General features: G+C 61.0%; 15 protein-coding genes. 10 read left to right on the top strand and 5 right to left on the bottom strand.

Features of this window, described 5'->3' with window-relative positions:
- Positions 1–2 precede the first annotated feature (2 nt).
- Positions 3–1,298 (top strand): GWxTD domain-containing protein, encoded by a 1,296-nt coding sequence (locus GO988_RS10905; protein WP_198172630.1) that lies wholly within the window; start codon positions 3–5, stop codon positions 1,296–1,298.
- The gene (gene rlmB, locus GO988_RS10900) at positions 1,271–2,332 is read left to right on the top strand and encodes a 23S rRNA (guanosine(2251)-2'-O)-methyltransferase RlmB (RefSeq protein ID WP_157565114.1); all 1,062 of its coding nucleotides are present in this window, start codon (positions 1,271–1,273) and stop codon (positions 2,330–2,332) included. The genes GO988_RS10905 and rlmB overlap by 28 nt, the downstream gene beginning before the upstream one ends.
- Before the next feature lie 187 nt (positions 2,333–2,519).
- Here rlmB and GO988_RS10895 read toward each other — a convergent pair whose 3' ends face one another.
- The 3 genes from GO988_RS10895 to GO988_RS10885 all read right to left on the bottom strand — a co-directional run bounded on the left by GO988_RS10895 (position 2,520) and on the right by GO988_RS10885 (position 5,723).
- Positions 2,520–3,608: a mannose-1-phosphate guanylyltransferase gene (locus GO988_RS10895; protein WP_157565112.1), complete on the bottom strand. Its 1,089-nt coding sequence runs from the start codon at positions 3,606–3,608 to the stop codon at positions 2,520–2,522.
- 52 nt (positions 3,609–3,660) lie between these two features.
- The gene (locus GO988_RS10890) at positions 3,661–4,494 is read right to left on the bottom strand and encodes a dolichyl-phosphate beta-glucosyltransferase (protein WP_198172628.1); all 834 of its coding nucleotides are present in this window, start codon (positions 4,492–4,494) and stop codon (positions 3,661–3,663) included.
- Positions 4,495–4,724: 230 nt separating this feature from the next.
- Complete coding sequence (locus GO988_RS10885; protein ID WP_317164840.1) at positions 4,725–5,723, bottom strand: KpsF/GutQ family sugar-phosphate isomerase; 999 nt, start codon at positions 5,721–5,723, stop codon at positions 4,725–4,727.
- Positions 5,724–5,909: 186 nt separating this feature from the next.
- On the opposite strand from GO988_RS10885, the gene recQ reads away from it, so the two are divergent.
- Positions 5,910–8,120, top strand: a complete 2,211-nt coding sequence (gene recQ, locus GO988_RS10880) for a DNA helicase RecQ (protein WP_157565107.1) — start codon at positions 5,910–5,912, stop codon at positions 8,118–8,120.
- Between the two features lie 194 nt (positions 8,121–8,314).
- On the opposite strand, the gene GO988_RS10875 is transcribed toward recQ, so the two are convergent.
- Positions 8,315–8,737, bottom strand: a complete 423-nt coding sequence (locus tag GO988_RS10875; RefSeq protein WP_157565105.1) for a BrxA/BrxB family bacilliredoxin — start codon at positions 8,735–8,737, stop codon at positions 8,315–8,317.
- Positions 8,738–9,043: 306 nt separating this feature from the next.
- Here GO988_RS10875 and GO988_RS10870 point away from each other — a divergent pair, with 306 nt between their 5' ends.
- The 4 genes from GO988_RS10870 (at position 9,044) to GO988_RS10855 (ending at position 18,391) form a co-directional block, all read left to right on the top strand.
- Complete coding sequence (locus GO988_RS10870) at positions 9,044–12,820, top strand: PKD domain-containing protein (protein ID WP_157565103.1); 3,777 nt, start codon at positions 9,044–9,046, stop codon at positions 12,818–12,820.
- A 300-nt stretch (positions 12,821–13,120) separates the two neighbouring features.
- Positions 13,121–16,774, top strand: coding sequence for a hybrid sensor histidine kinase/response regulator (locus tag GO988_RS10865; protein ID WP_198172626.1), 3,654 nt, complete (start codon positions 13,121–13,123; stop codon positions 16,772–16,774).
- A gap of 137 nt (positions 16,775–16,911) precedes the next feature.
- Positions 16,912–17,661 (top strand): LytR/AlgR family response regulator transcription factor, encoded by a 750-nt coding sequence (locus tag GO988_RS10860; protein WP_157565098.1) that lies wholly within the window; start codon positions 16,912–16,914, stop codon positions 17,659–17,661.
- A gap of 181 nt (positions 17,662–17,842) precedes the next feature.
- Positions 17,843–18,391: a PKD domain-containing protein gene (locus GO988_RS10855; protein WP_157565096.1), complete on the top strand. Its 549-nt coding sequence runs from the start codon at positions 17,843–17,845 to the stop codon at positions 18,389–18,391.
- Positions 18,392–18,411: 20 nt separating this feature from the next.
- On the opposite strand, the gene GO988_RS10850 is transcribed toward GO988_RS10855, so the two are convergent.
- Positions 18,412–19,884 (bottom strand): hypothetical protein, encoded by a 1,473-nt coding sequence (locus GO988_RS10850; protein ID WP_157565094.1) that lies wholly within the window; start codon positions 19,882–19,884, stop codon positions 18,412–18,414.
- A gap of 400 nt (positions 19,885–20,284) precedes the next feature.
- On the opposite strand from GO988_RS10850, the gene GO988_RS10845 reads away from it, so the two are divergent.
- The 3 genes from GO988_RS10845 (at position 20,285) to GO988_RS10835 (ending at position 23,358) form a co-directional block, all read left to right on the top strand.
- On the top strand, positions 20,285–20,503 hold the full coding sequence (locus tag GO988_RS10845) for a hypothetical protein (protein WP_157565092.1): 219 nt from the start codon (positions 20,285–20,287) through the stop codon (positions 20,501–20,503).
- 185 nt (positions 20,504–20,688) lie between these two features.
- Positions 20,689–22,284, top strand: coding sequence for an ABC transporter substrate-binding protein (locus GO988_RS10840; protein WP_198172625.1), 1,596 nt, complete (start codon positions 20,689–20,691; stop codon positions 22,282–22,284).
- Positions 22,285–22,287: 3 nt separating this feature from the next.
- Positions 22,288–23,358 carry an ABC transporter permease gene (locus GO988_RS10835; protein WP_157565088.1) on the top strand — a complete coding sequence of 357 codons (1,071 nt, stop codon included), beginning with the start codon at positions 22,288–22,290 and terminating at the stop codon, positions 23,356–23,358.
- The last annotated feature ends 13 nt before the right edge of the window (positions 23,359–23,371 follow it).

The following is a 23,371-nucleotide window of genomic DNA, read 5'->3' as shown; positions in this document are numbered from 1 at the left end:
GGATGAAGAAAAGAGAGGCAATTTACGAACGGCCGGGTGCTGTGCTAGCCGCCGCACTGTTGCTGACTGGGCTGGCAGGCGGGGCCGCCGCGCCGCGGCTGCTGGCCCCGCCCGATTTTGCTGGCCTGTACCACGCGGTGCCCAATCGGCTGGCGCCTACCACTCGCCGCGAGGGCGACAGCCTGCGTATTTTTCTAAACCAACCTAGCCCGGCGCTGGGTTCCCCCGCACCCGCGTGGCGCCTCACGGCCTGGGCCAGCTACGAGGCCAAGCAGCCGCTGTGGCAAGAGGTGCGCCCAGCGCGCCCCTACCCCCGTAAAATGGCCGCAGGTCCGGCGCAGGTATTCACTACCGCTTTGCTAGCTAGCCGCTTAGCTCCCAGCACGGTGCTGCAAATCAGCCTCGACCAACCCACGCTTACTAACCAGCCCGCCAGCCCCGACCAAGACCCCGCTACTACCGCCTGGCTGCCCCTCACGGCCGAGCGCCTGGCGCGCCCCTTCATGCTACTCGATTCCATGGGCCTGGTGCTGGCCCACCCGTACCTGCGCGCTGGACAGGGAGTAGTGGTGGCAATGTTTGGGGCCAGCCAGCCAGTGCGCTGGCGGCGCTACCCTACCGGCACGCCAGCCCTACCCCCCTTCGCTGACCCACGCACCCAGCCGGCGGCGCCCCGCACGCTGGGCGTGCTCGACTCGTCGGCCGCGCCAGTGGCGGCGGGCGAGTTGCTGCGCTTTCCGCAAAATGGGCTGTATGCCCTCAAAGTGGGGGGTAGCGGCGGCGAGCCCGTGCGCACGGTGCCGCTGCTGGTGGTGCAAAATAGTTTTCCAGGCCAAAGCACGGCGCCCGAGCTCATTGAGCCCCTACGTTATCTCACTACTTCGGCCGAGCGCCAGCAGCTGACGCAAGCCGCCGAGCCGAAGAAGGCCGTGGACCGTTTTTGGCTGCAAGCCGCGGGCGGCGACCAAACCCGTGCCCGCGATATGATTCGGCGCTACTACGGCCGCGTAACGGTGGCCAACGAGGTGTTCAGCGGCCACAAGGCCGGCTGGCTCACCGACCGTGGCTTGCTGTATGTGGTGCTGGGCCCGCCCCAAAGTGTGCGCCACTTGCCCGATGGCACCGAGCACTGGCGCTACGACGATGCCGGCCGTCAGGGCGAGGCCGTGGCGTTTACCTTCCGCCCGCGCCCTAGTACCTTAGCACCTGATAATTACGAATTGGTGCGCCGCCCCGAGTACGAGTTGCTTTGGTATGCCGCTGTAGAACGATGGAGAAAAACGATGAGCGCCCGCTAAACGACGGGCTTAGTGACGATTACGTACCGCGCCGCTTCCGCGAAGGAGCCGATAGCGGCGAGCGCCGGGCGGGCCGCGACGCGGGCCCCAGCCGCGACGACCGCCACCCCGGCGGCAACGACGGGGGCAACCGCGCGCGCCCGCAGCGCCCTTTTTATGATGAGCGCGGCCGCCAGGTGCCAAACAAGCCCAGCAACGACCGCCCCGACCGCGGGGGCGACCGCAACGACCGGGGTGGCGACCGCGGCGGGGCTTCTTTCTTCAAGCCGCAGCACACTACGCGCCCCAACGCCGACCGCAGCATCGACATGCTGTTTGGTCTGCGCCCCATTTTGGAGGCGCTGAATGCGGGCCGCACCCTGGACAAGATTTTCCTGCTGCGCGGCACCAAAAATTCGATGACCCAGGACATTTCGACGCTGGCCCGCGAGGCCAACGTGCCCGTGTCGCTGGTGCCATTGGAAAAACTAGAGGGCCTGACCCGCAAAAACCACCAGGGCGCGGTGGCTTTTGTGTCACCCATCGACTTTGCCCCGCTCGACTCGTTGCTGGCTGGTTTGTTTGAGGAGGGCAAAGTGCCATTTTTGCTGCTGCTCGACCGCGTGACCGACGTACGCAACTTCGGCGCTATTGCCCGCACTGCCGAATGCCTGGGTGTGCAGGCCCTGGTAGTGCCCGCCCACGGTGCTGCCCAAATCAACGGCGACGCCGTGAAAACGTCGGCCGGCGCGCTCAACATTCTCCCCGTGTGCCGCGAAGCCGACTTGCGCCAAACGATTAACTTCCTGAAAGAAAGCGGCCTGACCGTCATCGCGTGTACCGAAAAAGCTGATGCTGACCTTGGCCACGCCGATGCAGCCAGCCTCAGCGGCCCGGTAGCCGTCATCATGGGGTCGGAGGAAGACGGTATCTCGCCCGAATTGCTGCGCCTCTGCGACCAGCGCCTGCGCATCCCCATGAGCGGCCAAATTCAGAGCCTGAACGTGGGCGTGGCCGCCGGCATCATGCTGTTTGAAGTAGCGAAAGGGCGATAGGCAATGATTAATGAATTAGTTGTCAATGATTAACCCATTAACAGTTAATAAAAGAACGTCCTGCTGAACGCTAGTGAAGCATCTCTACCACGCCGTAAGGATTAGTAATCCACTAAAGCGATAGAGATGCTTCGGCAAGCTCAGCAGGACGTTTTTTATTGACCGTTACCAGTAATCAATTAACAATTTAATTATACCCTACCCCCTTCTTCGCCTTCACATCGGCCACGAATTCCTTCACGCGCTGCTCTTCGCTGCGCTGGCAGATGAGCAGCACGTTGTCGTGCTCGGCGATGATGTAGCCTTCGAGACCCTGCACCACTACCAAGCGCTCGTGCGGGGTTTTGATGATACACTCGCGGGCTTCGTAAAGGAGCACGTCGCCATCAACTACGTTGCCAAAGGCGTCCTGCATTCCAATCTGGTGCAGCGAATCCCAGGTGCCGAGGTCGCTCCAGCCAATGTCGGCGGGTAGCACGTACACGTTATCGGCCTTTTCCATCACTCCAAAGTCGATGCTGATGTTGCGGCAGCGTGAGTAAGCTTCGTTGATGAAGGCTTCCTCCTGCGGGGTACCCAACTGGTCGCGGCCTTCCTCGAATACCTCGGCAATGTCGCTGAGCGACTTGTGAAACGCGTCGATGATAACCTCCGCCCGCCAGATAAACAGGCCGGCATTCCAGAGAAAGTCGCCACTCTCTACAAACATGCGGGCCAGTTCAGCGTTGGGCTTCTCCGTAAAGGTCTTGACCTTGAATAAGTTGCTATCGGGCAGCCGGTTAGCCGCACCGTCCATGTACTGAATATAGCCGTAGCCCGTGTCGGGGCGCACGGGCTGCACGCCGAGCGTGATGAGCACGGGGTGCTGGCGGGCAACCTCTACCGCCTCGCGGATAAGGCGCCGAAACTCTTCTTCGCGCAGCACGGCGTGGTCGGCGGGCGTCACCACGATGGTGGCTTGAGGGTCGCGCTGGGCAATGCGGTAGCTGGCGTAGGCGATGCAGGGCGCCGTATTACGCCCAATGGGTTCGCCCAGAATTTGGTCGAGCGGCAGCTCGGGCAAGTGCTCGTGCACCAAGTTGATGTAGTCGCGGTTGGTTACTACAAACACGTTTTCGGGCGGGCATACGCCCCGAAAGCGGTCAACGGTGAGCTGCAGCATGGAACGGCCCACGCCCATTACATCGTGAAACTGCTTGGGGTGCTGCGTGCGGCTAAAGGGCCAGAAGCGGCTGCCGATGCCGCCCGCCATCACGACGAGATATGTATTGTGCATAGTAGCAGAAAGTGCGTGGTAGAAGCACGAAGATAGAGAGTTGCTGGGTTCCCTAGCTTATCGTGGGCGGCGTGGCGCTGGCAAGCGGGGGTAGGGCTGGGTCGAGCGGGCTAGCTGCCGTGCGGGCGCGTTGCATAGCAGCATCGTAGTGGCCCTGGCCGGCGCGGCGGCGCAGTTGGCGCAGCTCGCGGAAGCCGTCGATGCCGCTCCAGATACCGACTTTGCTGCCCGCGGCGTCGTTCCACTGCACCGGCTGCTCGCGCAGGCGTAGGCCGGCGTAGTGGGCCAGGTAGAGCAGTTCCACATCAAAGCCAAAGCGGTCGAGTTGCGCGCCCTCTACCAATGGGCGGCACACATCGAGCCGAAAAGCCTTGAAGCCACACTGCGTATCCCAGTAGGGTAAGCCAGTGGCAGCGCGCATGATAAGGTTAAAAAACCGGCCGCTTAGCTCGCGTAGCAGCGGCTGGCGCACCCCAATGACGGAGCGGTCGAGGGCACGCGAGCCAAACACTACGTCGTAGCTGCCCGCCATAATGGGGTCGAGCACTAGGGGTAGCTGCGCAATGGGCGTCGAAAGGTCGGCATCCGAAAATACGGCCACTGTACCCTGAGCCGCGAGCAGGCCCTGGCGCACGGCGTAGCCCTTGCCCCGATTGGGCTGGTAGCTGATAACGCGCGTGGTCACGGCGCCCGCCTGGGCCGCGTGCTCGGCAAAGTAGCGCTCGGCTAGCTGCGCCGTGCCATCGCTGGAGCCATCATCTATCACCAGCAGCTCGCTGGTGTAGGGCTGCGCGTGCAGGTACGCCAGCACCTGCCCCAGCGTGTGGCCAAGGCGAGCCGTCTCATTATAAGCCGGAATGAGGAGCGAAACGAAGGGAGTCGGCAAGGCAAGAGCAGCGCCGCCCGCGGGCCAGCGCCTTACAGTAAAGGCATGTAAAGAAGCAGGAGCGGCCTGCGGGCGACTATGGGCACGCCGGTGCACAAAGGTATTGAGCAGCCTACTCTTTCATTTCTAGTCGAGCTTACGAAATTATTTCTTTGATAATTTATTGTATTTCAGCAATTTACAACAATAAAACCTCGGCATTACGACCAGTAGGCTGCCGCCCCTACCCCCTATACCAGCCCCTCGCGCAGCAAATCGTGCAGGTGGATAAAGCCCGCAAATGCGCCATCTTCCAGCACAATAAGCTGGGTAATGTTGCGGGCCTGCATTTGGGCCAGGGCCTCGGCGGCAAACTCGCTGATGTCGATGGTGGCCGGCCGGGGCGTGAGGATGTCGCGGGCCCGCAGCGTTTCGAGCTCGGCCAGGTGGCCGCGGCCGAGCATGCGGCGCAGGTCGCCGTCGGTAATAATGCCGGCCAGCGCGCCTGCTGCGTCGAGCACGGCGGTGGCCCCTAGGCGCTTGCCCGATATTTCGAGCAGCACTTCGCGCAGCGGCGCTTCTACACCTACCTGGGGGCGCTGGTTCTGGCGGCTAAGGTCGCCCACGGTTAGGTACAATTTTTTGCCCAGCGTGCCGCCGGGGTGCAGGCGGGCAAAATCCTGGGCCGAAAACTGGCGGCTTTCGAGCAGGCACACGGCCAGGGCATCGCCCAGCGCCAGCGCAGCGGTGGTGCTGGTAGTGGGCGCCAAGTCGTGGGGGCAGGCCTCGCGGCGCACGGGGGCGTGCAGCACGTAGTCGGCCTGCCGAGCCAGGTACGAATCGGCGTTGCTAACCAGTGCGGCCAGCCCTACCCCCTTGCGGCGCAGCAAGGGCACGAGCACCTTTATCTCGGGCGTATCGCCGCTCTTGCTAATGGCTACCACAAAATCTTCGGCCTGAATCATGCCCAAATCGCCGTGGATGGCATCGGCCGCGTGCATAAACAGGGCGGGTGTGCCCGTGCCGTTGAGCGTGGCCACCAGCTTGCCCGCAATGTGGGCGCTTTTGCCTACCCCCGTCACTACTACGCGGCCTTTGAGCTGCAGCAGGGCAGCCACGCAGTTCACAAAATCGGGGGTAGCGCCCACCGCCTGCGCCACATCGCGCAGGGCGCTGGCTTCTTCGAGCAAGACTTGGCGGGCTACGGCCAGCACATCAACAGATACGGAAGGGGGGGAGGAAGATTGCACGGTCAAATTTACGCCTTCCCGCTTCAGCACGGCCGATTGCTGGTCTAGCAGCTACTAACGACCACGCTTTGCGGAACTTTTCTGAAATGTTACGTGTCAATGACGGGTTTTTTTCAAAAAAATCCACTTTGTTCTTATCTTCGCTAATCCCGTTCCTGCTACCTGTCCGCCTTACACCGCTATTCTATGACCCTCTCCGTTCTGGAACCACCCATTACCCACGCTACCGAACTCAAAACCAAGCTAAAAGAAGTATTCGGCTTCGGCCAGTTTCGGGGCACCCAAGAGGCTGTCATTCAGAATATTTTAGCAGGTAATAACACGTTTGTTATTATGCCCACGGGGGCAGGTAAAAGCCTGTGCTACCAGCTGCCGGCGCTGGTGCTACCGGGCACGGCCATCGTGATTTCGCCGCTCATCGCCCTGATGAAAAACCAGGTCGACCAGTTGTCGGCCTTCGGCGTGAACGCACAAGTGTACAATTCGACGCTGACCAAGACGGAGATGAACCGCGTTAAGAAAGACGTGATTTCTGGCGAAGTACGGCTTTTGTACGTGGCACCTGAGAGCTTGACGAAAGAAGACACTATTGCTTTTCTCCAAAAAGCCAGCATTTCGTTTGTCGCTATTGATGAGGCGCACTGCATCTCGGAGTGGGGCCATGATTTCCGGCCCGAGTACCGCAAGATTCGCGGCATCATCGACAACCTGGGGGGTAAGATTCCGCTCATCGCGCTCACGGCCACCGCTACCCCCAAGGTGCAGCTCGACATCCAGAAAAACCTGCACATGGATGATGCGAGCGTGTTTAAAACCAGCTTCAACCGCACCAATCTCTACTACGAGGTGCGCGCTAAGCGCAACACCAAGAAGCAGCTCATTCAGTACGTGCAGCAGCACAAAGGCAAGGCAGGCATTATTTATTGCCTAAGCCGCAAGAAGGTAGAGGAAGTAGCCGAGCTGCTGCGCGTAAACGACGTGCGCGCCCTACCCTACCACGCTGGCCTCGACCCGCATACCCGCATGAACAACCAGGACGCCTTCCTCAATGAGGACTGCGACGTGATTGTGGCCACTATCGCCTTCGGCATGGGCATCGACAAGCCCGATGTGCGCTTCGTTATCCACTACGACGCGCCTAAAAGCATTGAGGGCTACTACCAGGAAACTGGCCGCGGCGGCCGCGACGGCATGGAGGGCAACTGCTTGATGTTCTACAGCTACGACGACATTCTGAAGCTCGAAAAATTCAGCAAAGACAAGCCCGTGACGGAGCGCGACAACGCCCGCCAGCTCTTGCTGGAAATGACGAACTACTCGGAAAGCGCCGTGTGCCGCCGCCGCCAGCTGCTGCATTACTTTGGCGAAAACCTGGACAAGGACTGTGGTTTCTGCGACAACTGCCGCCATCCCAAGGAGAAGTTCGACGGAGCTGAGCACGTGGGCTTGGCCCTGCGCGCGGTAGTGCAAACCGAAGCGCGCTTCGGCCTCGACCACGTGGCGCAGGTGCTGCTGGGCCTCAACAACCCGCACATCGAGAGCTATGGCCACAACGGCCTGCCGGTATACGGCCAGGGCAAGGCCCTGAGCGGCGACATGCAACACTGGCTGTCGGTGCTGCGCCAGTGCTTGCTCAACGGGTTGCTATCCAAGGATATCGACTCGATTGGCATGGTGCACATCACCGAGAAGGGCATCGATTTTATCGAAAACCCGCACGCGTTCACCCTCACCAAAGACCACGATTTCGAGGCCGAAAAGCAGGAGGAGGAAGACGAGGAGAAGGTGCAGCAGGCCGCCGGCCACGACGAGGCACTGTTTAGTCAGCTTAAGGAGTTGCGCCGGCAATACGCCAAGCAGAAGAACTTGCCGCCCTACGTGCTTTTTCAGGACCCGAGCCTGAAAGAAATGGCCACCACCTACCCGCAAACCCTGCACGAGCTGACCCACATTTCGGGGGTAGGCCAGGGCAAGGCGCAGAAGTTTGGCGCGCCATTCGTGGCGGCCATCAAGAAGTATGTGGAGGATAATGACATCGAGACGGCGGCCGACGTGATTATTAAGTCGACGGTGAACCGCTCGAAGCTCAAAATCTACATTATCCAGCAGATTGACAAGAAGATGGACCTGGCCGGCATCGCCCGCAGCCAGGGTATCACAATGGGCGAACTAGTGGAGGAAATCGAGCACATTTGCTACTCGGGCACCCGCCTCAACCTCGACTACTACATTCAGGATGTGGTGGACGAGGACAAGCAAGATGAGATTTACGACTACTTCATGAAGGCCTCTACCGACAGCATCGCAACTGCGATGAATGAGCTAGGCGCCGACGATTTCAGCGAAGAAGAGGTGCGCCTGATGCGCATCAAGTTCCTGAGCGAAGTGGCTAACTAGCCCACGGATTAGCGGGGAGTATAGCAGAGTGCACGGATTTTGTGGACAGCGCTAAGCAGCGAAAACCAGCAAAAAGGCCGCCCAATTGGGCGGCCTTTTTGCTTTATGTACTACTGCTACCGGTCTACAGGTGCGGGTACTAGCGCCGCCCACAAAATCCGTGCACTCTGCTATACTCCCCGCTAATCCGTGGGCTAGCAATACTCTTCGAAAGCGCCTTGCAAGTTATTCACAATGCGCATCAGGTCAGAGCCTTCGATGTGGTAGCGCTCAATCATGTGCACCAGTTCGCCGTCTTTGAACAGGCCGATGCAGGGCGAAGAGGGGGGGTAGGGCAGCATGTGCTCGCGCATTTTAGCCACGGCATCGGTTTCCATGCCGGCAAAAACGGTTACGAGTTTGGTGGGTTTTTTCTCGGCGCTGGCCAGGGCCAGTTTGAGGGCCGGGCGGGCTTTGCCAGCAGCGCAGCCACACACCGAGTTCACGGCTACCAGCACGGTGCCTTCGTTGGCGGCCAGGGCCGCGTCTACTTCCTGTGGCGACATCAGTTGCTCGAAGCCAGCCTCTACCAAGTCCTGGCGAATGGGGGCAACCATGTATTCGGGATAAACAGCCATCTTTTTACAACAAAAAATAAGGTATAGAACTGCGCGGAATGCTCGCCGGCGCACGTACAAAATTACGGCAGCCTCGCGCTAATTGCTAGAAACCACCAGGCTAGCAAAAGGTTCGGCCGCGGCTAATGTCTGGCGAAATGGCGATGTACAAGCTCCGATTGGTCGACGCGCGGCGGCGGCTGGGCGGCGGCGCTGCCCAACTTAGCTAGGCTAGCGCTATCTTGCTTAGCAAGCGCTAGCGCGTTGATTAGACGGCTCCTAGGTGGCCTTTTCATTCATCATTCCCTCACCCCACCCCTTGTTCGCATGAGTAAAAACGTATTCTCTCCGCCGCTGCGCTGGGCCCTGCTAGGCGTAGCAGCATGGGCTGGGCTCGGCCACGCGGCGCTAGCTCAAAAACCCGGTATAAAACTGGGGCAGCCTTCGGCGAGCCGGCTAGCTACCCACCGGCAGGCGCCCAAGCCCGCCATAGCCGCCCTGCGCACCGACCCAAAGGCGCGGCTCAGCAGCGACTTGCAGCGCCTGTACACCGCGGGGCAGGCCAACCGCAGCCTGCGCACCAGCGCCGCGGCGGCCAATGCGGCGTTTCCGCTGCTGCGGTTTAGCAAGGATGGCACGGCCGTGATGGTGCACATCACCGCTCAAAACGTGGCCGCACTGCTACCCAACTTGCAAAGCCGCGGCTTTGTAGTGGCCGCCGCCTACCCTACCCTACACTTTGTGGAGGGCCTGCTGCCGCTGAGCCAGCTAGCGGCCGGCAGCCAGGGGGTAGGCGCTTTGACTACGCAGGGGCTGCTGGGCGTGGTGCCCGCCTACCGGCCGCAATCGCGCGCAGGCGTGATTACCAGCCAGGGCGACTACGCGATGGAAGTGGCCCGCAGCCGCGCTACCCGCCCCAAAAACCTCGACGGTTCGGGGGTGCGCGTAGGGGTGCTCAGCGACTCGTTTAATTCGCAGAACGGGGCGGCCACGGATATCTCGACCGGCGACTTGCCCACCAACGGGGTGCAGGTGCTGCTCGACGATGGCACCACCGACGAGGGCCGCGCCATGTGCCAGATTGCGCACGACCTAGCGCCGGGCTCGCCGCTGGCCTTCAGCACGGCCAACGTGAGCGAGGCCGATTTTGCCAACCAGATTATTCGGCTGGCCGACCCGGCGCAGGGCAACTGCAAAGTAATTGTGGACGACGTCGGGTATTTTTTGGAGCCATTTTTTCAGGATGGTATTATTGCCCAAGCCATTACGCAGGTAGTGGGGCAGGGCGTGGCGTACTTTTCGTCAGCGGGCAACAACGCTAATAATAGCTACGAAAACACGACCCCGGCTTTCGTAAACGATGCGCAGGGGGTAGGGCGGCTGAATTTTTCAACCACCGGCACCCCCGACCTCACCCAGCGCTTTGTGGTATCGGATGGCTACGACCTGCTTTTGCCGCTGCAATGGTCAGACCCTTTTTACACCAGCACAGGCGTAAAAACCGACCTCGATATGTACCTGGTGAAGGTGCGCCCGAGTGGCGTCGTACAGAAGGGCGACACGGTGGCCAGCTCGACCATCGACAATGTTGGGTTTCAGTACCCAGCGGAAATTATTGGCTTTTCGAATGACAGCAGCCAGACGCACACTACAGCGTTTGACCTGCATATTGTGCGCCGGGCTGGCACCGCCAACCCTACCCGCCTCAAATACATCAACGAGCTTAACGGCCTGCCTGCTACCGTTGTCGGACCCACCGAGTGGCAAACGAACAGCGGCACCCTGGTGGGCCACCCAGCCGCCGTGGCCGCCATGGCGGTGGCGGCCGTGCCCTACTACAGCCCGCGCGTGCCCGAGCCCTACACGTCGCTGGGCCGGCCTACCATCTTGTTTGCGCCCAATGGCACGGCCCTAGCCACGCCCGAAGTGCGCCAGAAGCCCAATTTTGCGGCCGCGGATGGCGTGAATACGTCGTCGTTTGGCACCAGTGCAGATGACTTGGAAGGCGATGGCTTCCCTAACTTCTTCGGCACGTCGGCGGCGGCGCCGCACGCGGCGGGCATCGCGGCCCTGCTGCGGCAGTCGGAGCCAAATTTGACACCCGCCCAGGTGTACGCCCGCCTCACCTCGACGGCCCGCCTGCTGGGCGCCACTACGGCCGATTTGCAAACCGGCGCGGGGCTGATTGATGCTTTTACGGCGATTTATGGACCTGCCGTGGCCATTACGCCGCCAGCGGTAGAAGACCTCGAAAAAGGCGCCTTGCCCACTAGCTGGACGGTGAGCAGCACCCGGGGGGGTAGGGTGCAAGTGATAAATACCCTGAACCCGGCCTCGGGCACGCAGCACTTGCTGCTCGATTCGTACCCCGGCATAACGGCCAACGCACTGAATGAAGTAGTGTGGTACCTACGCGGTGTGTCGGCCAGCAGCGCGCTGCTGACTTTCCGCGAGCGCAAGTTTGCGGCCGAAACCGACCAAGTGATGCCGGCGCAGTTTACGGGCTCCAGCAACACTGATGGCGTCGCGCTGAGCGTGGATGGCGGCACCACCTGGTACCGCGTGTTCGACCTCACAGGCACCAACGCCACTACTACTTACCAAACCAAGTCGGTGAGCCTAACCCAGCTAGCCACTGCCAACGGCCTCACCCTGGGCAACGATGTGCGCCTCAAGTTTCAGCAGTACGGCACGGGGGCGGCCACGGGCAACACGGCTAGCAGCCGCGCCGGTCGCGTGTTCGACGACATTGCCGTGACGGGCCTGACGCCCGCGCCGGTAGCGCTTTATAACTCGACTCAGCCCCTCATCGGCTGCCCCGGCCTAACGGTGCAGTACGCTGATTCCTCGTTATTTAAGCCCACGAGCTACGCTTGGACGTTTGCTGGCGGCACGCCCGCCACTTCTACTTCGCGCACGCCGGCGGTGGTCTACAACACGCCCGGCCACTACGCCGTGACGCTGAGCGTAACCAATGCCAACGGCACCGTGGCGCGCACCGATACGGGCTACGTATTTGTGTACGGCCGCGCGCCGCTGGCCACCGTCACGACCACCAACGCCAGCATTTGCCCCGGCGGCACCGTCACGTTTGGCAGCACGGCAGCCTACTGCCCCGGCACGTATAGCTGGAGCTTTCCGGGCGGCTCGCCGGCTACCTCGTCGGCCCAAAACCCGGGGGTAGTAACCTACGCGGCGGCCGGCAACTACGTGGCCACGCTCACCGTGAGCAACGCCTACGGCAGCACTACTACAAACATTGCGGTGGCGGTGGGCGGCCGGGCGCTGCCCTTCACCGAGACGTTCGACAACACCGCCAACTCGCAAACCCTGCCCGCCGGCTGGAGCATCGTCAACCCCGACCAGGGCGTCACTTGGCAGATAGCCGAAGGCATTATCGGCCGCAATGGCCAAGCTAGCCGAGCGCTGCGGGCGCCCTTCTGGTTTGACTCCAATGTGGGTGAGCATGACGCGGTGTATACGCCGGCCCTGAGCCTGGTGGGCCGCACTACCCCCACCCTGCTCTTCGACGTGGCCTATGGTAAGGTGACTGATAACCAACTCGATTCGCTAACCGTGCAGATTGCCGACGCCTGCACCGGCGCCATCCTGGGCAAGCCTTATGCCAAGGGCTCGGCAGGCACGCTGCCCACCACTTCGCCCAAGGATGAGGCTATTTTCTTGCCCGCCTCGGGGGCCGACTGGCGCCAAGAGCGCGTAGACCTGACGCCCTACGCTGGCAAGTCGGTGGTGATTCGCTTTGTGGGGCGCAACGGCTTCGGCCAATACTTGTACCTCGACAATGTGCAGGTAGGCAATAACTTGTTAGCTCTCACCACCGCCGCCACCGCCGTGGGCCTCGAAGCCTGGCCCAACCCTACCCCCGCCGGCAGCAGCCTGCACGTAACGCTACCAGCCTACTCGGGCAGCGTGAGCCTGCGCCTCTTCGACAACCTGGGCCGCGTGGTGTGGCAAGAGCAGGTGCAGCAAACCGGCGCCGCCCTCGAGCGCACCCTTAGCCTGCCCGTGGCCACTGGCCTCTACAACCTGGTGTATACGCCGGCTACAGGCACGCCCGCTGCCCGCCGCATTGTGCTGGAGTAGCAACTTTTGCAGAATACCTCGAAATGGCCGGGCGAAATTCGCCCGGCCATTTTTTTATTTAGCTTACTAGTTATCCACACAAGTTATTAACATGCAAGCATTTTATCCACACAATTGCTAATAACCGGTGAAAGACGGCGCGCTAGCGGCACGTGGGCCTAACTTGTACTCAGCAATTAAGCTGCTGCTTTTAACCAGCAAAAAGGCTTGCTTAGCCAAAAGCCTCTAGCTTTCGCCCGCGCTCCAACTAATTTGCTGCCTTATCTGCTATGGACTACCAGCACTGGCGCTATTTTTTACGTGATTGATTTTAAGTATTTGCGGCAGAAGTCGCTTCACTGGCTAGGGGTAGGGCTGCTGGCTTGGCTGCTGCCCGCCGCCGCCTGGGCAACGCCAGCCCCCGCGCCGGCGCGGGCCTACGTGCGGCAGTTTGGGCCTACAGAAGGCCTAAGCCAACCATTTATTTATTGCTTGCTGCAAGACCGGCAGGGCTACCTCTGGCTGGGCACCGCCGAGGGCTTGGTGCGCTACGACGGCAGCCGCTTTGTGACCTTCACTACCCGCGATGGCTTGGCCGAAAACTTCGTTACCGGCCTGCGCGAAGACCCGGCCACCGGTAGCCTCTGGGTGCGCCACTACCAGGGCGGGCAGTCGGTGCGAACGGCGGGCGGCCCGAATTTTCGGACCGCCCCTACTCCCACAGCGGGCGGGCAGGCTGCGCTCGTCGGCCCACCTAGCCCCGATAGGGCCCGCCTCAATGCCTACCTACACCGCTACCCGCTGGGCCTACCCCCGGAGGTAAGCCTGACCTGCCTGCTCGAAGACCGCGAGGGCAATACCTGGCTCGGCACTGCCGGCCAGGGCCTGTGGCGGCACTCCGACAAGCACCTGAGCTTGCTGCCCTTACCCAGTGGCCCCAGCGGCGCTAGTTTAGTAATAGTCAACCAATCAGCTACTAAGAGGCCGTCCCACGTATGGAGCACTTTCAATGGGGGGCCGTTTTTCCGGTTACCCAGTGCGACTAGTGGCTCAATTGTGGCGGCGGGCAGTCAGTTGCCCCCGCTACCCGGCGAGCCGGCCACAGCCTTGCTGGCCCGGCCGGCTGCCTTGGGAGGCGGCTTTTGGGTGGGCAATGCCTTGGGAGTATGGGCAGTTTCTGCGCCAGGGCAACCCGCCCAAGCAGTAGCGGGGCTGTCGGATAGCCTGGGCTCGGCCGTTACGGCGCTGGCGTATGCGCCCGGCTCGGGGCTGTGGGTAGGCACAGCCGCCGACGGCATTTATTTGTTGCCCAATGCCTCGGCCTCGGCTCCTGCCCCAGTCGTGCAACACTTCAGCACAGCCAATGGCTTGCTGCACAACAGCATTTTTGCCCTGCTGGCCGACCATACCGGCCGCGTGTGGGTGGGTACGCACAATACCGGCTTGGCCGTGTGGGAGCCCGCCCGCAAGCGCTTTACCTACACCCGCCTCAACCGCGCGGGCCTTGATGCCAGCGCTTTAGCTGAAACAACCGACGGCACAATTTGGGTGGGCACCGAAGGGCAAGGCTTGTACTACCATCCGGCTAAGGCGGGCGCTTGGCAGCACCTCACGACCGCTACGGGCTTGCCCGACAACTATTTTACTGCCCTCCTACCCCTGCCGGCTGCCGGGGGGGGTAGGGCCGCCGGCCTGCTGCTGGTGCACCCGCAGGGCCTAAGCCGGCTCGACCTTCAGGGGCACCGGGCTACCCCCCTCGCCACGCCCGACGACCCGTTGGTGCGCGGCTGCCTACCGGCTGCGGCCCTGACGGCTGGGCCGACCTCCGTGGCCTGGGTAGGCACCCGCACCGGCCTGCTGCGCCTCGACTTGGGCACCCTGGGCTACCCTGCCCTGCCCCCAGCTGCTCCTGGCTTAGCGCTGGCGAGTGCCGAGGTAGATGGCGAGGCGCGGCCGGCCGCAGCGCTGGGCCAACTCAGCGCGGGGCAGCACCACGTAAGCTTTGTTTTTCAAGGCATTAGTCTAGCTGCCAACGGCACCCAAGGCTTGCAGTACCGCTACCGGCTACGGGGGCTTTCTACGGAATGGAGCCGGCCCAGCCTGGCCGGCGAAGCGCAGTTTGTGGGCCTGGGACCGGGCCACTACGTGCTCGAAGTGCAAGTGCGCCGCGCCGGGCCAGCTGCCAGCTGGAGCCCGGCGCGGCGCAGTGAGTTTGGCATTGCTACGCCGTGGTGGCGCCAACCGTGGGCGCTGCTAGCGGGCCTGGGGCTGCTGGCGGGCGCCGCAGTGGCCATAGTGCGGGGCCGCGAAGGCGTGCTGCGTCGCCAGAAATTTCAGCTCGAACACACTGTGCGCGAGCGCACTACTGAGCTACGCCGCCAAAACCACCACATCGAGCAGATAAACAGCGAGCTGCTGGTGGCGCGCGATGCGGCTGAGGCATCGCGCCGGGCCAAGGCGCAGTTTTTGGCCAACATGAGCCACGAAATCCGCACCCCGATGAACGCGGTTATCGGCCTCACCAACTTGTTGCAGCATACCAGCCCTACCCCCGAGCAGGCCGAGTACCTCACGGCCATCGGCTCGTCGTCGCAAAACTTGCTAGTGATTCTCAACGACATCCTCGATTCGTCGAAGATGGAAGCTGGCAAACTTACGCTGGAGCAGGTGGCTTTCCGGCTGCCCGAGGCCGTGCGCGGGCTCAGCACCATGTTTCGCTACGCGGCCGACAGCAAGGGCCTGCGCCTAAGCGTGTTGGTAGATGCGACTGTGCCCGTGGCGGTAATCGGCGACCCGGTGCGCTTGCAGCAAGTGCTGGTAAACTTGGTGAGCAACGCCTTGAAGTTCACGCGCCAAGGCGGCGTTACGGTGCGGGTGGCGCCGGTGGCAGGCGGCCCGGCCGGGCACGTGGTGCTTCGCTTTACGGTGCAGGATACCGGCATTGGCATTGCGGCCGATAAGCTGACGGCCATTTTTGAAGATTTTTCGCAGGCCAATGCCAGTACTACCCGCGAGTTTGGCGGTACCGGCCTGGGTCTCAGCATTGCCCGCAACCTGGTGCAGCTGCACGGCGGCCAACTGGGGGTACGCAGTGAGGAGGGGGTAGGGTCGGAATTTTATTTTGAACTGACATACCCCGTGGCCGACGCCGCGCAGGCCCACCCCAACGCGGTGGCGGGCCCGCTGCCGGCCTTCGAGCCGGCCCTGCGCGTGCTAGTAGCCGAAGACAATGCCCTCAACCAGCTGGTAGCGCGCAAAACGCTGGAAAACTGGAATGTGCAGGTGGTAATAGCCGACAATGGCCGCTTGGCCGTGGAGCAAGCGCTGGCCGCCACCACGCCCTTCGACGCCATTTTCATGGACATTCAGATGCCGGAGCTGGATGGCTACGCCGCTACCCGCGCATTGCGCCAGCACTTTCCGAGCCTGAGCAGCTTGCCCATTATCGGTCTCACTGCCTCGGTGCTGCCCGAAGACCGCAGCTTGGCGCTGGCGGCCGGTATGAACGACATTTTGGCCAAGCCCTTCGAGCCCGCCACGCTGTATGCGCGGCTGGCGCACTGCACCGGCCGGCTAGCAAGCGCCACCAGCCCAAGCCCTACCCCCGCACCCAGCCCTGAGCTAGCAGCCCCCGCCAGCCCTCCCCCGCTGCGCCCCAACTGGCAGCAACTCGAAGACTTGGCGGGCGGCAATGCAGGCTTCATCAAGCAGATAGTCAATACTTTTCTTACCGAAGCACCCGCCCTAGAACAGTTGCTCGCGGCCGCCTACCCCCACGACCCCGCCGGCCTAGCCAGCTTGGCGCACAAGCTGAAAGGCCAGGTCGCTTACTTCGGGGTGCCCATCCTGCATACGCAGCTCGACGAGCTAGAGCGCAGCGCCCGCCAGCCCAACTGCCCCTACTGCGAACCGCTGCTAGTAGCGGTGCGGCAGCAATTGGGCCAGCTCTACCCCTTGCTGCACGAGCGAGCCTAGAGCATGCCGCTCCCCTAACCTGCACAATACACGCACCAAAAGCGGTGGTTAACGGGCTTTTTATAGCGCAATTTCAGCTTGTCGTGCTGCTAGCCTGCATATTTGCACTATAAGTGTCCTTTTTCTATAATAATTCTATGGCTGTTGTTACCCCCGAAACCGAGGCTGGCTTGGCGCCCCCCCTCCGCTGCCTGGTCGTTGATGACGACCCCCTCTCGGTACAAATCGTGCTCAATTGCGTGGCTAACACACCTTTTTTGCGCGCGGCGGGCTCGTGCAACAGCGCCATCGAAGCGGCCGAAATCCTGCGTACCCAGGAGATTGACGTGCTGTTTCTAGACGTAGAAATGCCGCTGATGTCGGGCCTCGACTTGCTGCGCACCCTACCCCACCCGCCGCAAGTGGTGCTCATCACGAGCAGCCAATCGTACGCGGTGCAGGCCTTCGAGTTCGCCGTGGCCGACTATTTACTAAAGCCCCTCAGCTACCCACGCTTTTTGCAAGCCGCCAATAAGGTACTGGATGCCATCACGGCCCAACGCGCCGCCGAGGCCGACGCCCTGCCGAGCAGCTCGGCTGAGTTCACGTTTGTGAAAGTTGATACCAAGCTGGTACGCGTCGATTTTGCCGATGTTTACTACGTGGAGGCGTTGGGCGACTACGTGCACATTGTGATGAAGAATAGTAAGTTCATCGTTTACAGTACTATGCGGGCCATCGAGGATAAATTTCCGGTGGGCCGCTTCGTGCGCGTGCACCGCTCGTTCATCATCAACATCGACCACGTGCAGGCTTTGGAAGATAACTCCTTGCTGATTAAGGATAAATACATTCCGATTGGCCAAACCTACCTGCGGGGCCTGTCGCAGCGGCTCAACAAGCTATAAGGGGGTAGGGCCCGGCTATTTGGCAGTTGCGGAAGCGCGGCAGCTAGTATTTTAACTCGTATTTTTCGTGCGCTTTCCTGGTTTTTCTTTCGTAATTGCTGGCCCGCTGGGCGATTTTCGCCGGCCTGCTTTGTTAGCTCACGCTTGGCATGGGCTGCTGGTTGTGGCAGGTTTGTGGGCTATGAGCTTCACCGCCCACGCCCAGGATGCCGCCGTGTGCGGCCCCATGCAGCCCGCCGAACTCTGCGTTGACTTCGACGCTAGCCGCTCGGTTGACCCCGGCGCGGGGCCGCTCGAGTACCAGTGGCGCATGGGCGATGGCACTACCCTCACGGGCCTCACCATCACGCACTGCTACCAAGCCCGCGGCCACTACCAAGTGGTGCTCGATGTGGTGGTGCCCGCCACGGGCGAAGTGCGCCGCGCCGAAAAAACCTTCGATGTAGACCTCACTACCAAGCCGGTTCTCAACTTTAGCCTCGCGCCAGCGGCGGCCATTAAGGTCAATCAGCCCGTCACGTTCGACGCCCTCGACTCGGTACTCCCCACCTGCCAGGCCGTGAAGGTGACCTGGGATTTTCGCGACGGCACCACCCAGCAGGGCACGCGCGTCGAGCACACGTTTCGCAAGCCCGGCCGCTTCCAGGTGCGCATGAGCCTGCGCGGCTACGGCCCCGGCGCCTGCGTCGATAGCAACTGCGTTAGCCAAGAAGTAGTGGTAGCGCCCTAGGGCGCCCTACCCCCCTGGCATTACTCGGGGGTGCCTTGGCGCAGCAGCAGCAGGGTAATATCCCAGAGGGCTTCGTAGGGTATAATTTCCGCCACAGCTTCGGCTTCGCCTACCAGCGGGGCCTGCTGCAAGTTGGCCAGCAAGGGTTTACCGCGAATAGCTAGTACTTCGGGGTCAAATTCGGCTTCGGGCAGCAGCAGCAACATGCGCAAAAAGGTGCGGCTGCGCAGCGTGGCCGCATCGCGCAGGTGGCGCTGCTGGTACTTGCGCAGGCGTTCTAGGCGCGTCAGCACCGGTTCCAGCAACCGTTGCCGCAAATAGTGTAGCAGCTGCAATATCAAAATGGCTACGTTGTAGCCACGCTTATCGCGGCTGTATTCGGGCACGGTAAGGGCCGCAAACACGGCTAGCTGTGCCCGGCGACGCACCGGTAATTTATCAACCGGCTGCACAAATTCGGTGTAGGCTTCCAGCAGTTCCCAGCGCTCTAGGGCCGCGGCCCGCTGCTTGGCAAACGACGGGTTTTTGTGTGCCACGTGTAGCAAGCGCAACGCCTGCTCGTATTCGCCGGCGTGCAAAGCCAGCATCAGGTAGTGCTCGTAGAAGTAAAACCAGTTGCTAGACGTGGGGTGCATATCCTGCGCAAAAGCCTCGGCCAGCTTGAGGCCGGCCACGGGCTGCCGGCTGCGCAAATGCGCATACACGTTCATAAACTGATTGAAGCGTTGGTCAAACCGCCGAGCGTTCAGCTTGCCCTCTTGCAATTGCTTGGTAGCCTGAGTAGTGTAGCGAATAATTCCTTTATAATCACCCACCAGTTCGGCATGGGCTAGCCGCAGCCGATACAGCGCCAGAAAAGTGGTAAACGTGCGTGTTTCGCGGTGCAGCGCCTCTATTTTCTCCAGGTAAGCCGGTATTTTAATTAATTCGGCGCGTCGCGTCGCCACGGTGCGCGCCAAGTTCGAGTTTACCTCGCTCAGAATTTGCTCTACTTCTTGCTCGCCCGCCAGCTTTTTGCGCAGCTCAGCTAGTTGTTTACTCGCCACCAAATAGAGCGGCCGCTTGTGCTGCTCGGCATACAAGGTGAGCAAACGCCGCACTGCCTGTTCGGCATAGCTGGTAAAATCGCTCTGTTGTGCCAGCCGCAGGCAGCGGCGCAGCAACTTTTCGGTCAGTACATATTCCCCTTCCAGGTAAAGAATGGTCACTTTATGTAGCAAATCGAGGCATTCGAGCTCGTAGCGCCGCGATACCAGCAGCCGAGTATCGGAGTGGTCCAGAAAAAACAGGTGATTCAGCAGTTTATCTTGAACCCGGCCCCGCAACTGGCGCAAAGCCGTGCGATTACTGGCCGAATTAGCGCCGTACAGTAGCTTAGTAAGCTGAATAGTAGTCAAGTCTGGATTGGCGGCCAGCGCTTGCATCATCTTCTCTTCCTTGCCAGGGTGCGTCGAATCTAAATCAAGTAATGGACGGCGTGTGTTCCGTCTCAATGTCACAATTCGAGCCAAATTTGCAATTTCTTTCATATAAAAAGTGCCTTCACAGGCTCTAATCGCAATTTGAATGCTAGTGGAATGACAAAATAAGCCATTAAAAAAACAACAATAGTTTCCTTTCAGCTTGCATCAGTGGCCCAGACCTTTGTAATCTGGAATGGTAGGCACAAATTACACGAACCGATGTCACATTTGAACCTTTTTTCGCAAAATTATCCAGACTAATCTTGCTATTTTAGTGCGACGCCGCTTCGGAAACTGATTTTTTTCTGGGAATACTACAAACCGTTCTTGCTATAGTGATTGTCACAATTACTTCAGCTTTGTCCTTTTGTGAGGGGATGAGATAGAGGAGCTTTGTAACAAGAAATCACCACAACAATTCTCCTCCACCATGTTTGAACTCTTCGCTCTCGCCCTCCTTCAGTTCGCTACAATCACGGGCCAGCCTTCCGACTTCACAGGCAGCAGCGGCTGGGGGCACGACATCGTAGGCGGCACGACTACTACTGATAGCGTTACGGGCAGCAGCGGCTGGGGCCATGACATCGTAGGCGGCACGCCTACTACTCCCGCTGGCGTTACGGGCAGCAGCGGCTGGGGCCACGACTAGGCTGGTATCTGGCTTCGGCTAACTAACTTGCCCAGCGACTTGCTCTACGTCGCTGTTGGATGAGATTTAATTGGTTTACTTGCTTACTGGTATTAGGCTGCGGCGGGTGCTCTACCTCCACAACCAGGCTACCGGATGCGCCCGTCCGAATTCGGTGGGAGCGTGACCCGGAAAGCCTGGACCCCATGGCACAGGTAAATTCGCGGGCGGTAGATGTTATCAATCTGATGCACTACAGCCTGCTGCAAACGGACTTTGCAACCGGGACGATGGCGCCCACGCTGGCCGCCGCATTGCCCAGTGTGCAGTTTGTGGGCGACTCGCTTACCCACCTGGATTATCATCTGCGCGATGCTACCTGGGATAATGGCCGCCCGGTGCTCGCTACCGATGTAGCGTTTACCCTGAAGCTGATGCACTGCCCCGAGCTGCCCAATGAAGGCGAACGGACGCACTTCAGCTTTATCCGCGAGCTGCTGCTTGACCCCGCCGACCCGCGCCACTTTACCCTAGTATGCCGGGGCCAGGCGCCCGAGTACCGGCTGGATTCGGGAGATTTTCCAATTTTACCTGAAAATCCGCTTGACCCGACGCATAGCTTGCGGCAGTTTTCGCTGGCTACCCTGCAAGATTGGCCGCGCAGTACAGCTCCGGCGCCCGCTGTGGCAGCGCTGGTGCAGCGCTACCAGCAGGCCGACCCAGGCCACCACCCCGAGCGCCTAGCCGGCTGCGGCCCTTACCAGCTAGCGGCTTGGGAAGGCAACCACTCCCTTACGCTACAACGCAAGAAAAAGTGGTGGGGCGACCGCTTGCCGACGGCACCCTTGGTGCTACAAGCCCGCCCTAAACAGTTGCAATTCCTCATCTTGCCCGATGATGCCGCCGCCACGCTAGCGCTGCGGCGGCACGAACTGGACTTGTACCCTCAAGTATCGGCGCGCGATTTTCAGCGGTTGCAGGCTTCCGCTACGGCCCACCGCGAGTTAGCTTTTTACAGTGGCCCGTCTTATGATATAGTAATTGCGGGTTTCAACACCCGCCGCCCTGCTTTCCAGGACAAGCTTACGCGGCAAGCCCTTAGCTGCTTGTTTGATGCCAAAAGCTTACTGGCTGGCACTCAGCTAGGGCAGGGTAGCCGCACGGTAGGCCTACTTCCCCCCACTAGCCCCTTCTACAACGACAGCCTGCCGCTACCTGCTTACGCGCCGGCCCGTGCCGTGGCACTGCTACGCCAGGCTGGCTGGCAGCAAATAGGGGGCACGTGGAAGCGGGCGGCGCAGCAGTTGGCGTTTTCGGTGCGCTACCGCGCCGACGAAACCACGTTTGAAACGGTGGCGCTGCAGTTTCGAGCGGCAGCGGCGGCAGTGGGTATTCCCGTAGCGCTGCGGCCTACCGAGGCCTCTACCCTTACCGAGGCGTTGCGCCAGGGCGACTTCGATGTGTGCGTACGCAAGCTCAAGGGCAATCCCTTTGCGTTTAACTTCCTACCTATTCTGCACTCACAATCGGTAGGTGAGGGCAATTTTACGGGCTTTGGCACGCCAGCCAGCGACCGCCTGCTTGAGGCTATTGCGGCAGTTGGCCAGCCGGGCCGCAAGCGCTTATTGCTCAAACAGTTTCAAATGATGCTGCAGAAAGAAGCTCCTTTGGCTCCGCTCTTTGTATTGCCCTATCGCCTGGCCGCCGACCGCCACCTGGTACAGGTGTACCCGTCGGGCCTGAGGCCGGGCTATTCGGCCGCTACCCTTACCTGGGCCGCTACCCCTAGCCCAGATCACTAACCCATGGGGCGTTGGGTAGTAGCCCGGCTTGGGCGTGCACTGCTGGCAGCCTGGGGCATCGCCTCGGTGGTGTTTTTGCTTATGCACCTGCTGCCTACGCCGCTGGAGGAGCTGACTTTGGGTGAGAGCAGCGACCTCAGCCACGTGGGCAGCCCGCGGCGCCTGGCCGACCGGCAGGCGGCGCAACGAGCCCTCTACCATCGCCTCGGCCTAGAGGAACCGGTTTTTTATGTTAGCCGCTCGGCGCATGCGCCTATTCGCTGGTACTGGCACGGCACCCATAACCAATACCACCGATGGGTGCAGCAATTACTACGTGGGAACCTGGGCTACTCGTACCGCACTGGCCAACCAGTGCTAGCACTCCTGCAATCTGCCCTGCTTTATACCCTCCCGCTGATGGCCATTGCCATTGGCCTCGCCACCAGCCTCGCTATCTGGCTGGCTTTGGGTTTTGCCTTAGCTCCTGCTGAGGGAGGGGGCTGGCAGGCGCTGGGGCGTACCCTGCTCATGAGCCTGCAAGCAGTACCGTTGTTCGCGCTGGCTTTGGCCTTGTTGCTTTTATTTGCTAATCCTGATTTGCTTAACATATTACCGGCCGATGGCATGGGTACCGCCTACCCCCCCCTAGGCGGGCTAGCCTGGCTGGCGGCCTATGGTGCACACTTAGTATTGCCCTTGCTGAGCTTGGTTTTGGCAGTATTACCGGGGTTGGTTTTGCCGCTCGAAAATGCCCTACGCCACGAGCTTGCCACGCCGTATAGCAGTACGGCGCGGGCTAAAGGCCTAACGGCTTGGCAAGTAGCTTATCAACACGCTTTACCCAATGCCCTGCTGCCCCTATTCACCACATTTACGGGGCTGCTACCCGCCCTGGTGGCTGGGGCAGTAGTAGTAGAAGTATTATTTGCCCTGCCCGGCACCGGCCGCCTACTGGCCGAAGCCGCTGCCGCCCACGACTACCCCGTGGTGCTGGCAGGGGTACTGCTAACGGCGGGAGCCCGCCTGCTGGCGCTGCTCGTAGCAGATGTGCTGTATTACCGCGCCGACCCCCGGTTGCGGCCTAGTTCATGAATGCGCGTGGGCC

The organism is Hymenobacter ginkgonis, from assembly GCF_009755225.1.
Classification (GTDB): Bacteria; Bacteroidota; Bacteroidia; order Cytophagales; family Hymenobacteraceae; genus Hymenobacter; species Hymenobacter ginkgonis.
The sequence above is the reverse complement of the archived record's forward strand: the minus strand, read 5'-3'. Positions and strand labels throughout refer to the sequence as shown.